This is a genomic window from Streptomyces pathocidini (genome assembly GCF_001418495.1).
Lineage (GTDB): Bacteria > Actinomycetota > Actinomycetes > Streptomycetales > Streptomycetaceae > Streptomyces > Streptomyces pathocidini.
On record NZ_LIQY01000135.1, the window covers coordinates 1 to 14,528 of the forward strand.

At 71.1% G+C, this 14,528-nt stretch carries 13 protein-coding genes; 8 read left to right on the forward strand and 5 right to left on the reverse strand.

Annotated features, from left to right (window positions below):
* A partial coding sequence (locus AOK16_RS08390; protein ID WP_169790874.1) for a PucR family transcriptional regulator ligand-binding domain-containing protein occupies window positions 1-609 on the reverse strand: 609 nt, incomplete at its 3' end.
* Between the two features lie 286 nt (window positions 610-895).
* Here AOK16_RS08390 and AOK16_RS08395 point away from each other — a divergent pair.
* The 6 genes from AOK16_RS08395 (at window position 896) to AOK16_RS08420 (ending at window position 9,505) form a co-directional block, all read left to right on the forward strand.
* A complete protein-coding gene (locus AOK16_RS08395) occupies window positions 896-1,795 on the forward strand; it encodes an FAD binding domain-containing protein (RefSeq protein WP_055471607.1) in 900 nt (299 codons plus the stop codon).
* Window positions 1,786-2,400: a (2Fe-2S)-binding protein gene (locus AOK16_RS08400; protein ID WP_055471608.1), complete on the forward strand. Its 615-nt coding sequence runs from the start codon at window positions 1,786-1,788 to the stop codon at window positions 2,398-2,400. Before AOK16_RS08395 ends, AOK16_RS08400 begins: the two co-directional genes overlap by 10 nt.
* A gap of 2 nt (window positions 2,401-2,402) precedes the next feature.
* The gene (pucD, locus tag AOK16_RS08405; protein WP_055471609.1) at window positions 2,403-4,790 is read left to right on the forward strand and encodes a xanthine dehydrogenase subunit D; all 2,388 of its coding nucleotides are present in this window, start codon (window positions 2,403-2,405) and stop codon (window positions 4,788-4,790) included.
* A gap of 231 nt (window positions 4,791-5,021) precedes the next feature.
* Window positions 5,022-6,488, forward strand: a complete 1,467-nt coding sequence (locus AOK16_RS08410; RefSeq protein ID WP_055471610.1) for an NCS2 family permease — start codon at window positions 5,022-5,024, stop codon at window positions 6,486-6,488.
* A 45-nt stretch (window positions 6,489-6,533) separates the two neighbouring features.
* Complete coding sequence (locus AOK16_RS08415; RefSeq protein WP_055471617.1) at window positions 6,534-7,697, forward strand: XdhC family protein; 1,164 nt, start codon at window positions 6,534-6,536, stop codon at window positions 7,695-7,697.
* A 797-nt stretch (window positions 7,698-8,494) separates the two neighbouring features.
* A complete protein-coding gene (locus tag AOK16_RS08420) occupies window positions 8,495-9,505 on the forward strand; it encodes a cytotoxin leucocidin (RefSeq protein WP_157859147.1) in 1,011 nt (336 codons plus the stop codon).
* A 202-nt stretch (window positions 9,506-9,707) separates the two neighbouring features.
* On the opposite strand, the gene AOK16_RS27105 is transcribed toward AOK16_RS08420, so the two are convergent.
* Together AOK16_RS27105 and AOK16_RS08430 are read right to left on the reverse strand one after the other, a co-directional pair.
* Window positions 9,708-10,649: a lytic polysaccharide monooxygenase gene (locus AOK16_RS27105; protein ID WP_055471612.1), complete on the reverse strand. Its 942-nt coding sequence runs from the start codon at window positions 10,647-10,649 to the stop codon at window positions 9,708-9,710.
* Window positions 10,650-10,869: 220 nt separating this feature from the next.
* On the reverse strand, window positions 10,870-12,057 hold the full coding sequence (locus AOK16_RS08430; RefSeq protein ID WP_055471613.1) for a magnesium and cobalt transport protein CorA: 1,188 nt from the start codon (window positions 12,055-12,057) through the stop codon (window positions 10,870-10,872).
* Window positions 12,058-12,374: 317 nt separating this feature from the next.
* On the opposite strand from AOK16_RS08430, the gene AOK16_RS08435 reads away from it, so the two are divergent.
* A complete protein-coding gene (locus AOK16_RS08435; RefSeq protein WP_055471614.1) occupies window positions 12,375-13,175 on the forward strand; it encodes a PP2C family protein-serine/threonine phosphatase in 801 nt (266 codons plus the stop codon).
* An 80-nt stretch (window positions 13,176-13,255) separates the two neighbouring features.
* Here AOK16_RS08435 and AOK16_RS08440 read toward each other — a convergent pair whose 3' ends face one another.
* Window positions 13,256-13,498: a hypothetical protein gene (locus AOK16_RS08440; RefSeq protein ID WP_055471615.1), complete on the reverse strand. Its 243-nt coding sequence runs from the start codon at window positions 13,496-13,498 to the stop codon at window positions 13,256-13,258.
* Window positions 13,499-13,656: 158 nt separating this feature from the next.
* Here AOK16_RS08440 and AOK16_RS08445 point away from each other — a divergent pair, with 158 nt between their 5' ends.
* Window positions 13,657-14,352, forward strand: a complete 696-nt coding sequence (locus AOK16_RS08445) for a sensor histidine kinase (protein WP_055471616.1) — start codon at window positions 13,657-13,659, stop codon at window positions 14,350-14,352.
* Here AOK16_RS08445 and AOK16_RS25390 read toward each other — a convergent pair.
* The coding region (locus AOK16_RS25390) for a response regulator transcription factor (RefSeq protein WP_169790875.1) at window positions 14,265-14,528 on the reverse strand (264 nt) is incomplete at its 5' end. The genes AOK16_RS08445 and AOK16_RS25390 overlap by 88 nt on opposite strands.

Here is a 14,528-nt window from a genome sequence, read left to right on the forward strand (position 1 = left end):
GGACACGGCGCCCGCGCCCGGCGCCTCGGATCCGGCGGTCGATCCGGCGGCTCTCGCCCCGGCCGCGTCCGCCGTGTCCGGCCCCGCCACCTGGCGGCCGGACGGCGACAGCACCCAGGCTCGCAGGTCGAGGTCGCTGCCGAGCAGGTCGAGCACGACCTCGGGGCCGCCGCCCGCGGGGCCGGAGGTCATGAGCCGCCGGTGGCGGTCCACCACCGCGGCCAGGTCGCCGGCCCGCTCGCCGGACACCTGCCGCACCACGTACTCGGTGATCACCGCGAAGGCGACGTCCTCGCTCACCGCGAACAGCGGCAGCCGGTTGCGGGCGCAGGCCGCCACCAGATCGGCCGGAATCGATCCCAGCTCCGCCTCGCCCGCCGCGAGCCCCGCGACCCCGGCCTGGGCCAGGATCCGTACGAAACGCTCGGAGTCGCTCGGCTCGCGCCGCCACGCCAGACCGCTCAGCACCAGCTCACCGCCGGACAGATAGCGGCTCGGGTCACGCAGATCGGTGGTCATCACGCCGCGCACGGTGCGGTCCAGCTCGTCCTCGCCGCCGAGGAGGCGCAGACCAAGCGTCTCGGTCTCCAGGAGTGCGCGCAGCCGCATCTCGTCGCCCCGCCGATCTGTTGCCAGTGGAATACCGCGAGGTTGCAGGTCCTCGTCTTTCGTTCGAATCTACAAGACCTGAGGCCTGGCCAGCCAATCGCTTCATGGTTTCGGTGACTGCACCCGGGCGGGCGCCCCTCGGTGTACTGACTTCACGGCGCGTTAACAGGACATGAACGAACCGGCGGGTATCGGCCACCACCCTGGCCCTGAGCCGGTTTCCGCACCATTTTCCCAGATCACCCTGCCTCCAGATCACCGCAGAAGACCGAGAAGAGAGCCACTCATGGACTTCCTTCGCCCCGCCAGCTGGGAGGAGGCGCTCGCCGCGAAGGCCGAGCACCCCACGGCTGTGCCCATCGCGGGTGGCACCGACGTGATGGTCGAGATCAACTTCGACCACCGGCGGCCCGAGTACCTGCTTGACCTGAACCGCGTCGCCGAGCTGCGGGAGTGGGAGGTCGGCGAGGAGAACGTCCGGCTCGGGGCCTCCGTGCCATACACCCTGATCATGGAGAACCTGCGCGCCGAGCTGCCGGGTCTCGCCCTGGCCTCGCACACCGTGGCCTCCCCGCAGATCCGCAACCGCGGCGGCGTCGGCGGCAACCTCGGCACCGCGTCCCCGGCCGGGGACGCGCACCCCGCGCTGCTGGCCGCGGGCGCCGAGGTCGAGGTCGCGTCCGTGCGCGGCACCCGGTTCATCCCGATCGACGACTTCTACACCGGGGTGAAGCGCAACGCGCTCGCCGCCGACGAGCTGATCCGGGCCGTGCACATCAAGAAGGCCGCAGGGCCGCAGCAGTTCTCGAAGGTCGGCACTCGCAACGCGATGGTCATCGCTGTGTGCGCCTTCGGCCTCGCCCTGCACCCGGACACCAGGACGGTCCGCACCGGCATCGGTTCGGCCGCGCCCACGCCCGTACGCGCCCGGGAGGCCGAGGAGTTCCTCGCGGCGGCGCTCGAAGAGGGCGGGTTCTGGGAGAGCGGCAGGACCGTTCCGCCGTCGGTGGCGCGGCAGTTCGCCGAGCTGGCCGCCGGGGCCTGCAATCCGATCGACGACGTACGGGGCAGCGCGAAGTACCGGCGCCACGCGGTCACCGTCATGGCGCGCCGCACACTCGGCTGGACCTGGGACGAGTACCGCGGCTTCGGCCGCGCCACTGAGGGGAACGAACGATGCGCGTGAACTTCACGGTCAACGGCCGTCCGCACGAGGCCGATGACGTATGGGAGGGCGAGTCCCTGCTGTACGTGCTGCGCGAGCGTCTGGGGCTGCCCGGTTCGAAGAACGCCTGCGAGCAGGGCGAGTGCGGTTCGTGCACGGTGCGACTCGACGGTGTGCCGGTCTGCTCCTGCCTGGTGGCGGCCGGACAGGTCGAGGGCCGGGAGGTCGTCACGGTCGAGGGCCTGGCCGACTATGCCAAGCAGCGCGCGGAGAGCGGCGGTTGCGCCTCCGGCGCCTGCGGCAACGGCGGTACGAGCGTGGGCGACGCCCAGCGCTGGCAGGCCGAGCCCGCCGGGACCGACTCGCAGACCGGCGAGCAGGGCGAACTCGCCCCCATCCAGCAGGCGTTCATCGACGCGGGCGCCGTGCAGTGCGGCTTTTGCACCCCGGGCCTGCTGGTCGCCGCCGACGAGCTGCTGGAGCGCAACGCCGAGCCGACCGACGCCGACATCCGCGAGGCCCTGTCGGGCAACCTGTGCCGCTGCACGGGCTACGAGAAGATCCTCGACGCGGTGCGCCTCGCGGCCGCCCGCGGCGAGGCCGCCACGGCCGGACAGGGGGCCTGACCATGGGCGACGTCACCCGTACACCCACCAACCTCACCCAGGGCAGCCAGACCAGGGGCGGCATCGGCGAGTCCACCCTGCGCCCCGACGGCACGCTGAAGGCCACCGGCGAGTTCGCGTACTCCTCCGACCTCTGGCACGAGGACATGCTGTGGGGCCACACCCTCCGCAGCCCTTACGCGCACGCCGAGATCCGCTCCATTGACATCTCCGAGGCCCTCCAACAGGCCGGTGTCTACGCGGTGTTGACCTACGAGGACCTGCCGACCGAGGTGAAGAACTACGGTCTGGAGATCCAGGACACCCCGGTGCTGGCCCATGGCCGAGTCCGCCACCACGGCGAGCCGGTGGCGCTGGTCGCCGCCGACCACCCGGAGACCGCCCGCCGTGCGGCCGCCAAGATCAAGGTCGAGTACGCCGAACTCCCCGTCGTCACCGACGAGGCCTCCGCGACCGCCCCGGACGCCCCGCTGCTGCACCCCGGCCGCGACGATCACCATTCGGGCCACGTCACGCATCCGAACATCGTGCACCGCCAGCCCATCGTCCGCGGCGACGCCGAGGCCGCGCGGACCCGCGCGGACGTGATCGTCAGCGGCGAGTACGAGGTCGGCATGCAGGACCAGGCCTTCCTCGGCCCCGAGTCCGGCCTGGCCGTGCCCGCCGAGGACGGCGGCGTCGACCTCTACATCGCCACCCAGTGGCTGCACTCCGACCTCCGCCAGATCGCCCCCGTCCTCGGCCTGCCCGAGGAGAAGGTGCGCATGACACTCTCCGGCGTCGGCGGCGCCTTCGGCGGCCGCGAGGACCTGTCGATGCAGATCCACGCCTGCCTGCTGGCGCTGCGCACCGGCAAGCCGGTGAAGATGGTCTACAACCGGTTCGAGTCCTTCTTCGGACACGTCCACCGCCACCCGGCCAAGCTCTGGTACGAGCACGGCGCCACCCGCGACGGCAAGCTCACCCACATGAAGTGCCGGATCGTGCTGGACGGCGGCGCCTACGCCTCCGCCTCCCCGGCCGTCGTCGGCAACGCCTCGTCGCTGAGCGTGGGCCCGTACGTCATCGACGACGTCGAGATCGAGGCCATCGCCCTCTACACCAACAACCCGCCCTGCGGCGCCATGCGCGGCTTCGGCGCGGTCCAGGCCTGCTTCGCCTACGAGGCCCAAATGGACCGTCTCGCGGCCGAGTTGGACCTGGACCCGGTCGAGTTCCGGCAGCTCAACGCCATGTCGCAGGGCACGGTCATGCCCACAGGGCAGCCCGTGGACTCCCCGGCCCCGGTCGCCGAACTGCTGCGCCGCGTCAAGGCGATGCCGCTGCCGCCGCAGAAGCAGTGGGAGAGCGCCGGCGAGTCCGCCGACGTGCGCGCCCTGCCCGGCGGCCTGTCCAACACCACGCACGGCGAGGGCGTCGTACGCGGTGTGGGCTACGCGGTCGGCATCAAGAACGTCGGCTTCTCCGAGGGCTTCGACGACTACTCCACCGCCCGCGTCCGGCTGGAGGTGGTCAACGGTGAGCCGGTGGCGACCGTGCACACGGCGATGGCGGAGGTCGGCCAGGGCGGTGTCACCGTGCACGCCCAGATCGCCCGCACCGAGCTCGGCGTCACCCAGGTCACCATCAACCCCGCCGACACCCAGGTCGGTTCGGCCGGCTCGACCTCGGCCTCCCGCCAGACCTATGTCACCGGCGGCGCGGTGAAGAACTCCTGCGAGGCCGTACGCGAGAAGGTGCTGGAGATCGGCCGCCGCAAGTTCTCCACGTACCACCCCGCCTGGGCCACGGCCGAACTCCTCCTGGAGGGCGGCAAGGTCGTCACCGACGGCGGCGAGGTCCTCGCGGACCTGGTGGACGTGCTGGAGGACGCGGCCATCGACCTCGAACTGGAGTGGCGCCACCGTCCCACCGAGCCGTTCGACCTGCACACCGGGCAGGGCCAGGGCCACGTCCAGTACTCCTTCGCGGCCCACCGCGCCGTCGTCGAGGTCGACACCGAACTCGGCCTGGTCAAGGTCATCGAACTGGCCTGCGCGCAGGACGTCGGCAAGGCCCTCAACCCGCTGTCCGTGGTCGGCCAGATCCAGGGCGGTACGACCCAGGGCCTGGGGCTCGCGGTCATGGAGGAGATCGTCGTGGACCCCAAGACCTCCCGGGTCCGCAACCCCTCCTTCACCGACTACCTGATCCCCACCATCCTCGACACCCCGACCATCCCGGTCGATGTGCTCGAACTCGCCGACGACCACGCCCCGTACGGGCTGCGCGGCATCGGCGAGGCGCCCACCCTGTCCTCCACCCCGGCCGTCGTGGCGGCGATCCGCCAGGCCACCGGGCTGGCCCTCGCGCGCGTACCGGTACGCCCCGAGCACATCACCGGGACCTGAACCGTGCCCTGAACCGTGACCCGCGTGACCCCGTAAAAGCCCTCCGGGCGGTGCGGATGGTGTCCTGTCCGTCCCTCCCGCACCGCCCGGAGCCAACGATCGCCCCGCTCGCGGTCATCCCCGTTCGTCTCGGGCCGTTCCCCGGGTCGTGCAGCCCATCACCATCCCAAATCCCGCAGTCTGCGCCCCGTGCGCGCGGGTGTCCCTATGAACCTTGGGAGAACAGGCACCATGACCCAATCGTCAGTAGAGCCGCGGACCGCGGCGGAGGACGCGGGCCGAGGCTCGCGCCAGCCCGCCGGCCGGTCCTGGCTCGACCGGTACTTCCACATCTCCGATCGCGGATCCACGGTCGCGCGGGAGGTGCGCGGCGGCATCACCACCTTCATGGCGATGGCGTACATCCTCCTGCTCAACCCGCTGCTGCTGTCCGGCCCCGACGCGGACGGCAACAAGCTCTCCAGCGCCGGACTGATCACCGCCACGGCGCTTGCGGCGGCGGTCTCCACCCTCCTCATGGGCTTCATCGGCAAGGTGCCGCTGGCCCTGGCCGCCGGGCTCAGCGTCTCCGGCGTGCTGGCCACGCAGGTGGCCCCCCACATGACCTGGCCGCAGGCCATGGGCATGTGCGTGATCTACGGTCTGGTGATCGTGCTGCTGGTGGTGACCGGGCTGCGCGAGGTCATCATGAACGCGATCCCGCTCGCGCTGAAGCACGGCATAACCATCGGCATCGGCATGTTCATCGCGCTGATCGGCCTGGTCAACGCGGGCTTCGTCGGCAAGGGCGACCCGAAGGGCTCGGCCCCGGTCGCGCTCGGCGCCGGCGGCCAGCTGACCGGCTGGCCGGTCCTGGTCTTCGCGGTCACCCTGCTGCTGATCTTCATGCTGCAGGCCCGGAACATCCCCGGCGCCATCCTCATCGGCATCGTCGCCGGCACCGCCCTCGCGATGGTCGTCGAGGCCGTGTCCGGGCTCGGCGCCAAGGGCTGGGGCCTGACCGTGCCGGCGCTGCCCGACAGCGCGGTCTCGACGCCCGACTTCGGGCTGTTCGGCCATGTCGAGTTCGGCGGCTGGGGCGAGCTCGGTGCGATGAGCGTCGGCATGATCGTCTTCACGCTGGTGCTGGCCGGGTTCTTCGACGCGATGGCCACCATCATCGGCGTCGGTACCGAGGCCGGGCTCGCCGACAGCCGCGGCCGGATGCCGGGCCTGAGCAAGGCGCTGTTCATCGACGGCGCGGGCGGCGCGATCGGCGGTGTGTCCGGCTCCTCGGGCCAGACCGTCTTCATCGAGTCGGCCACCGGCGTCGGCGAGGGCGCCCGCACGGGCCTGTCGAGCGTCGTCACGGGCCTGCTCTTCGCCGGCGGGCTGTTCTTCACCCCGCTCGCGCAGATCGTGCCCGGTCAGGTCGCGGCGGCGGCCCTGGTCGTCATCGGCGCGATGATGATGATGAACGCCCGCCACGTGGACTGGGGCGACCGCGCGGTCGCCATCCCGGTCTTCCTGACGGTGGCCCTGATGCCGTTCACCTACTCCATCACCGCCGGAGTCGGCGCGGGCGTCATCTCCTTCACCGCCATCAAGACCGCACAGGGCAAGTGGCGCGAGCCGGGGGCGTTCATGTGGGCGCTGACGGCCGTGTTCCTCGTCTACTTCGCCCTCAGCCCCATCGAGCACTGGCTCGGCGCCAAGTAGCGCGGACCGTGCCCTTCACGTATCCGTAAAGGAGAGGTGATCGCCATGCTGGACATCGCCGAGGAACTCAGCCGGTGGTGCGCGCAGGGCCGCGACTTCGCGGTGGCCACGGTCGTGGCCGTCAGCGGCAGCGCGCCCCGCCGGCCCGGCGCGGCCCTCGCCGTCGACGCCGACGGCACGGCGATCGGCTCCGTCTCCGGCGGCTGCGTGGAGGGCGCGGTGTACGAACTGTGCCAACAGGCCCTGGAAACAGGGGAGTCGGCACGCGAACGCTTCGGCTACAGCGACGAGGACACGTTCGCCGTCGGCCTGACGTGTGGCGGCGTCATCGACATCCTGGTGACGCCGGTACGCGCTCGGGGAGCGGGCCGGGACACCCTCGGCACCGCGTTGGCCACCGCCGCGAGAGGGGAGGCGGCGGCGGTCGCGCGGATCGTCGAGGGCCCGGCCGGACTCCTGGGCAACGCCCTGTTCGTACGGCCCGACGGCACGTACGAGGGGACGCTCGGCGGCCACCCCGAGCTGGACCGCACGGCGGCGGGCGAGGCGGTCGCGCTGCTGGACGCGGGGCGCACGGGCACGGTGGAGATCGGCGCGGACGGCAGCCGCTGCGGGCAGCCGCTGGTCCTGCTGGTCGAGTCCTCGGTACCGCCGCCCCGGATGATCGTCTTCGGGGCGATCGACTTCGCCGCGGCGCTGGTGCGGGCCGGCAAGTTCCTCGGCCACCGCGTCACGGTCTGCGACGCGCGGCCCGTCTTCGCCACGGCCGCCCGCTTCCCCGAGGCGGACGAGATCGTGGTGGACTGGCCGCACCGCTACCTGGACGCGCAGCAGGCCGAGGGCCTGCTGGACACCCGTACGGTGCTGTGCGTCCTCACCCATGACGCGAAGTTCGACGTGCCGCTGCTGGTGCGGGCGCTGAAACTGCCGGTCGCCTACGTCGGTGCGATGGGGTCGCGGCGTACGCACCTCGACCGGCTCGACCGGCTGCGCGCGGCGGGCACCACCGAGCTCGAACTGGCCCGCCTGCACAGCCCCATCGGCCTGGACCTGGGCGCCCGCACCCCCGAGGAGACGGCCCTGTCCATCGCCGCCGAGATCATCGCCTCCCGCCGCGGCGGCACGGGCGCCCCCCTGACGGGCGCCCACACCCCGATCCACCACGACGGGGCGGGTCCGATGGCGGGGCGGATCGACTCGGTGGCGTAGCTTCCAGCCCGCCCGGCGCCCGAGGGGGCGCAGCCCCCGGTTTCAGGGTGGGGGGACTCCCACAGCCGTGCCGGACCGTTGAGCGCGGCGCTGAAGACGAGCGTCAGACCTTCCCCGGGAAGGCGTACGCAGGTGTACGCAGGCGGCCTGTACGACCGGCTGTTCGTGCACGCGGCGGGAGCACGCGCCGGCCAGGCGGCCCCATGGCTCATCCTGACATTACGTCAGGACCATACGGGCAGCGCGCCACCCACAAGAACCCTCTGTTCCCGGTCCTCTGACGAAGCGTGACTTCGCCAGCCGGACCGGGAACAAGCGTGCGCGCCCACGACCAACGGCTGGATTCGAGTCATCCTTCGGCGAGTTGAAAGGTTCCTTTTCCCACTGCCCCCGCCCACGGTGGGAACGAGAAGGTCTCCTCAAGGCCGGTCAACAGGCCCGTCCCAAAAGGACATCGAGCCGGAACCGGAGCGCCGCGGATCGCCGTCGCTCGTGCGGTCCTGCCCCGCCCCCGGATCCTGCTCCTCGACGAGCCCACGGCCCACCTGCCCGCCGGCGAGGGGGCGCCGGCGAGGGAGCGTTGGCCGAAACCCTGCGCAACCTCCGCGGCGAATGCGCCCTCCTCGTCATCGCGTACCGGAGATCGATCGCGTATCGGAGATCGACAGTCCGGGCTGCGGACACCGCCGTCGTACTCGCCGGCGGGGCGGCCCGGGCCGCTGGGACCCATGACCGACTCCACTCACCGAATCCGAAGCAAGTCCCTTTTCGCGAGAAGGACTGACACGATGTCCCGGATGACGAGGCGCAGCGCCCTCGCACTGACCGCGGCGGCCGGAGTGGCCGCCACCACCTCGACGGGAGTCGCCCGTGCCGCGACGCCCTCGACAGGGGCTCCTGCCGCGACGGACGGCCGGCCGACCGACCGGAAATCGGCCAAGGCGCCGCGTTCCCTTCAGGAGATCACCGATGCCTGGGGCCGCTGGATGGCCCAGTCGCAGTTTCCCCAGTCGGGCGGCTGCCGCTGGACCGAGTCCACGGACTACGGGCGGAAGAGCGAACTCCGCAACTACCACCGGCACCAGGTCGCCACGGATTACACCGGCATCGCCTACGACGCCGGTGCCCCTTCCCCGGTGCCGGGTGAAGTGACCTCCGTGGTGACGAACTACCGCAACGGCACCGACCTGGAGCAAATGGTCACGTACCGGCAGGGTCTGACCACGCAACAGACCTTCCGGATATCCGTGACCGAATCGCTGTCGATCGGTGTCACGACGACAGTCGAGGCGACCATACCGGCGGTCGCCAGCGTCGGTAGCTCGACCACGATTCAGACCAACCTCTCCGCCACCCAGGAGTTCACCCACAGCACCTCGCAGAACTGGAACGTGGACCTCCCTCTGCGGATCCCGCCCCTGTCCATGGTCGAGGCCGCCCTGGTGGTGGGCACGCAGCAGTACGACATCGACTGGACGGCCCGCGTCGCACTGACGGGCCGCGTCGCCGTCTGGTTCAACAACAAGGTCGACCTCAACCACGACGGCGACCTGCACTGGCTGTGGTTCCCCCAGATCCAGGACGTGTTCAACGCCGTCCGGGCGAACGGACTCATCGACCTCCACGGCTACGAGATCTTCGATGGCGGAGTCAACGCCCGGGCCGCCGGGACGTTCTCGGGCGGCCAGGGGGTCTCCATCAGCGTGAACACCGAGCAGACCCCGCTCAAGCGCGGCGCGGCCGCGGCCGTCACCCGCCGAATCCCACTCCGCACCGACGGCACCCCAGCCGCCGTCCCCGCCAACTGACATCGCTGTTCGATGTGAGAAGACCGCCGCTTCCTGCGAAGCGGCGGTCGGACTCATGTCCCTCCTGCCGTGGGCAGGATCAAAGTGGCGCGGTGAAGGGGACAAGCTCTCTCGAGCGCCCCCTTCACCGCGCCTACTTCGGGGCCGAATCAGCAGGATTGGCCCCTTGGGATGGTGCGGCTGAGCCGTACCGTCCTGGTTCTCAGCCGTTCACCGGCTTCCACAGGGCGAGGCTGTTGATCCAGTTGGGGTCACCGTTGCCCTGGTAGCTCTGCACGCACTCGTACGTGGTCCCGTTGTAAGTGACCCGGTCGCCCTTCGCGTACTTCAGCTTGGAGTCCCACACCGGCAGGGAAGAGTCCGGCGTGGTGGGGCCGTCGTGGTCATGGACGTGGGTGGTCGGGGGCTCGACGCGGGTGGTCGGGGGCTCGGTGGCCGTGTCATTACCCGTGCCCTGCTGGCCGGGCGAGGTGGGCGGCTCCTGGTTCCCGTTGCCGCCCTTGATGTTGATGTCGTCCACGTTGTAGAAGGCGGTGCGCGGGTTGGTGTCGCTGATGCTCCACTTGGCGAGGATCACGTGATAGCCGGTGTGGTCCTTGGGCAGCTGGAGCCGGTGCAGGCCGGCCGCAGGGGGCTGACCGTGTCCGTCGATCCTCAGCAGGGGCTCCTTCTCGAAGGAGTCGCGGGTGAGGGGCTTGCTCTGGTCCCAGCCGTTCTTGGTGATGTAGTAGTCGAAGCCGGCCGTCTTGTGGGGGGCCGTGAAGCACCAGCCGACCGTCACGGTCTGACCGAGCTGGAAGTCCTGCTTCGCCCACATCGTCGGCGTCTGCTCGTTCAGGCGCTCGTCGCCCTTGATGTCCTTCCCAGCTGTGGCGATCTTGCCGTCCAGTTTCCGGCTGTCGAAGTCGTCCGCCAGCGCTTCGAAAGACTGCCGGTCGCCGGTGGCAGCCGCGTACCCCTTCTGGATGTTCTGCTGCATGTTCTGGCGCGAGCTGAGGTCACCGCCGGCCGTGCTTCCCGCGGCACACGCCGAAGAGTCCGGAGTGACAAAGCCGTGGGCGTAGGCGCTGGTCGTGCCCGTGAAAAGGGAGACCGCCGCAGCGGTGACAGCCGTGGCGCCGATCACGATGCGCTTGGTGCTCATTCTTGTTCCTCACAGAAGTAGATCCGCGCACCTGGGAGTTCCTCGGTGGCACCATCCACGCTATGTGCGTCTGGAGAAGGCATCGGGCGTCGGAAGTCATGCTCAGGAAGGCGCCAAAGTTAGGTGCGCCATGTGTCGAAAGTTAGGCGTGGCTTCAGACGACGCACCGGGAGGTGAGAGCCGGGGTGCCCGGCGCTCGCCCAGCCCGCCCGTCGACCGCTCACAGCCAGTCGCGCCGTTTGAAGACGAAGTAGAGGCTGATGCAGACGACGGCCATGAGGAGGATGGCGAAGGGGTAGCCGAATGCCCAGTGGAGTTCGGGCATTTCGTCGAAGTTCATGCCGTAGATCGTGCCGACGAGGGTCGGGGCGAAGAGGATGGCGGCCCAGGAGGAGATCTTCTTGATCTCCTCGTTCTGCTCGAAGCCCGCCTCCGCCAGGGCGCGCATCTCGGCGTTCTGCTGCTGGGTGACCAGCGTGGCGTTGACGGTCAGGATGTCGGCCAGGGCCTGGCGGGAGGCGTCCACCCGCTCGCTGGTGTGCGTGACGTGGTCGGCCACGTCGCGCAGATAGCGCTGGAGCTCCTCGTCCGTGCGGTACTTGGCGAAGCCCGCCATCAGCCCGTTGAGCATGCCCACCATGGGCCGGGCGGCGCGTTGGAACTCCACGATCTCGCGGGCGAGTTCGTAGATGCGGCGCGAGACCTCGGGGTTGCCGAGGAAGACCTCGGCCTCGATCTCCTCGATGTCGTTGTGGACGCCCGCGACCACGGGCGCGTACCCGTCGACCACCGCGTCCAGGATCGCGTACAGCACCGCCTCCGGGCCCAGGCTCAGCAGTTCCGGGCTCTCTTCCATGCGGTGGCGGACCGCGGAGAGGTCGGGGGCGGCGCCGTGCCGGACGGTGATGACGAAGTCCGGGCCGACGAACACGTGCAGCTCGCCGAACTCGATGTCCTCCGGGGCGTCGAGATAGCGCGCGGCGCGCAGCACCACGAAGAGCGTCTCGCCGTAGCGCTCCAGCTTCGGGCGCTGGTGCGCCTCCAAGGCGTCCTCGACCGCCAGCGGGTGCAGGTCGAACTCCTCCGCGAGCGCGATGACCTCCTCCTCGGTCGGCCGGTGCAGCCCGATCCAGGCCATGCCGCCGCGCAGTTCCCGCAGCTCGTGCAGGGTCTCGGGGAGCGTGGCCGGGGTACCGACGCGGACGCCGTCCCGGTAGAGCGCGGCGTGCACGATGCTGCCGTCGTCCGGGCCGACAGGCGGTGCGGCGAGGGCGGCAGGGCTCGGTTGCGCGGGCTCGGCCGCCGGGGGTGCGGCGGATTTCACGGGGCGTGGGCGCTTCGACGCGGAGCGCAGCCAGGCGGCCCTGCGGCCGGGGAGCCGGGGGCGGCGGACACGGCGCTCGGTCATGGCTCCTGCCTGGTGGCCTCGTACGCGATCCCTCGCAGGATATACGGCGCGAAAGGTACGTGCGGGGGCGGCGCAGAGGCCTCACAGGTACGGGCGGAGGGCGGAGACGAGGCCTCGCTGGTACGTGCGAGGGCGGAGACGACGACCGGAGAAGCGCGGGCCCGTGCCCGCCCGGCGGAGGCCCCGGCGGCAGCCGCCCCGGTCGCCGCACCTGTCGCCGGGGCGGGCCCCGTCGCCTCCGCCGGATCCGCGCTTCCCCGGTCGGCGCCGCACAATGGAAGGAAGGGGAAGCCCCTCGCGGAAGGCGACGACCAGCCATGGCCTACATCGTCGTGAGCGCGCTCAGCCACACCGGGCTCCAGCGTGACCGCAACGAGGACAGCCTCGTCGTCGGGCCGTGGACCCTGTGCAGCACCGTCACCGAGAGCCCGCAGACCCTGCTGTTCCCGCTCGGCACCCCGCTCGTCGTCGCGGTCGCCGACGGCCTCGGCGGGCACCCCGCAGGCGAGGTGGCCAGCGCGATGGTGGTCCGCAGGCTCTCGCGGATCGGCCCCGACCTGGACAGCGAGGAGGCCGTACGGGACGCCCTGGAGGGCTGCAACCGCGCGGTCTACGCGGCCGCCGACGACGACCCCGACCTGATCATGATGGGCACCACGGTCGCGGGCGTCGTCGTCACCGAGGCGTCGGTGCTCACGTTCAACGTCGGCGACAGCCGGGTGTACGCGATGGACGGCGCCGCGGACGAGGGCGGGGCCGCGGCCGGAGGCGACGGCGAGAATCCGGCGGGCGAGGGCGGGGCCCTGCGGGAGCTCAGCGTGGACGACAACCCGCCGCTCGCGCCCGGGCAGCGCACCACCGCCGTCGTCACCCAGACCCTCGGCGGCACCCCCGACTTCACCCCCGTCGAACCGCACGTCTCCAGCGCCCCGCTGGCCGCCGGAACCCGCCACCTGGTCTGCACGGACGGCCTGACCGACCCCGTACCGGACGACGCGCTCGGCGACGTCCTGCGCGAACATGCCGACGGCCGGGCGGCGTTCGAGATGTGGAAGTCCGCGATGGACGCGGGCGGTCCGGACAACATCACGCTGGCGGTCATCCGCATCGGCGAGTAGTCCGCGTCGGCGGGTAGAGCGGATCAGTGAGTAAAGCGCCATCCCCCGGCTGCTCGGTCTCCCGGCGGCTCAGCCTTCGGTTACTCGGTGCGCTCCTTCTTCCCAGGGGATGCCGCGGCCTTCCCCAGGGACTCCGTGGCCGCGCCCACCGCCACGCCCAAGGTCAGCAGGGCGACGCTCGCGTAGGTCTCGTAGCCGTCCAGGAAGGGGATCCTGTGGACCAGGGCCCAGATGCGGAACCAGCCGTCGGTGAACTCGTAGGCGAGGCCGCCGATGCCCTGGGAGATCAGGACGAAGCACAGGACGCCGAGCAGAGTCTTCATGGTGCGAGCGTAGAAACCGCAGGTCGGCGGCGGTATCGGTCGTCGGGATCCGGCGGTCCGACCAAAGTCTCGACCTGCGCGGGGGCTGTCGTTCCGAAGTCGGTGATGCGGGCCCGCGCGTACCGCCCCGGGCCGGGGGCGACGTAGATTCGTCGATTATGCGCCGTACGCCCCGCGACTGGTTCGCGGACATCAGCCTGTTCCTGTTCGCGGCAGGATTCTCCGTGCTCGCCTCCGAGTCGGTGGTGCACGAACTGGACCTGTCGCGCGCGGAGCTGATCGCCGACCAGAGCGCGGGCGCGCTGGCCTGCGCGGCCCTGTTCCTACGGAGGCGGTGGCCGGTCCAGCTGGCCGTCGTGCTGCTGTTGACCGGGGCGCTCTCGCACTACGTGACCGGGCCGATCATGGTCGCCCTGTTTACCGTCGCCGCCCTGCGCCCACCGCGTACGACGGGCTGGGTCGCGATGCTCGCGTTCGCGCCCCTGCCGGTGTTCCTCGCGGGCGGGCCGGATCCGGACCAGCCGGCCACCGGAGCGGCCCTCACCTATTTCGCGCTCATCGCCGGAACGATCGGCTGGGGGCTGTTCATCCGGTCCCGGCGGCAGGTCATCGCCTCGCTGCGGGAGCGCGCCGAGCGGGCCGAGGAGGAGGCGCAGCGACGGACGCGGGAGGAGATCGCCCGGGAGATGCACGACGTGCTGGCGCACCGGCTGCCCACAGCGTGGCGGACTGTTGCCCACCGCAACCCGGTGGTAGCCGGTTGGTGTTATGGCATCAGGCCTGCTCGGCGGGCTGTTACGACCGCCTCCAGGCGGGTGTGGGCGCCGAGTTTGCGCATGGCCGAGCGGAGGTAGCCCTTGACGGTTTCCGGGCGTATGCCGAGGCGGTCCGCCGCCGCGGCGTTGGTGGCGCCCAGCGCAACGCAGGTCAGCACGTCCAGCTCGCGCGGTGCGAGGCGAGGGCGGCCGGAGCGCCCCTCCGGCGCCCGCCTCGCCGCGCCCAAACCCCGGCCCGCCGCTCCTGCCGCACC

Bases quoted from the DNA above. Each gene is read 5' to 3' on its own strand.
- AOK16_RS08395 (WP_055471607.1), top strand. From the start codon at position 896: ATGGACTTCCTTCGCCCCGCCAGCTGGGAGGAGGCGCTCGCCGCGAAG.
- AOK16_RS08400 (WP_055471608.1), top strand. From the start codon at position 1,786: ATGCGCGTGAACTTCACGGTCAACGGCCGTCCGCACGAGGCCGATGAC.
- pucD (WP_055471609.1), top strand. From the start codon at position 2,403: ATGGGCGACGTCACCCGTACACCCACCAACCTCACCCAGGGCAGCCAG.
- AOK16_RS08410 (WP_055471610.1), top strand. From the start codon at position 5,022: ATGACCCAATCGTCAGTAGAGCCGCGGACCGCGGCGGAGGACGCGGGC.
- AOK16_RS08415 (WP_055471617.1), top strand. From the start codon at position 6,534: ATGCTGGACATCGCCGAGGAACTCAGCCGGTGGTGCGCGCAGGGCCGC.
- AOK16_RS08420 (WP_157859147.1), top strand. From the start codon at position 8,495: ATGACGAGGCGCAGCGCCCTCGCACTGACCGCGGCGGCCGGAGTGGCC.
- AOK16_RS27105 (WP_055471612.1), bottom strand. From the start codon at position 10,649: ATGAGCACCAAGCGCATCGTGATCGGCGCCACGGCTGTCACCGCTGCG.
- AOK16_RS08430 (WP_055471613.1), bottom strand. From the start codon at position 12,057: ATGACCGAGCGCCGTGTCCGCCGCCCCCGGCTCCCCGGCCGCAGGGCC.
- AOK16_RS08435 (WP_055471614.1), top strand. From the start codon at position 12,375: ATGGCCTACATCGTCGTGAGCGCGCTCAGCCACACCGGGCTCCAGCGT.
- AOK16_RS08440 (WP_055471615.1), bottom strand. From the start codon at position 13,498: ATGAAGACTCTGCTCGGCGTCCTGTGCTTCGTCCTGATCTCCCAGGGC.
- AOK16_RS08445 (WP_055471616.1), top strand. From the start codon at position 13,657: ATGCGCCGTACGCCCCGCGACTGGTTCGCGGACATCAGCCTGTTCCTG.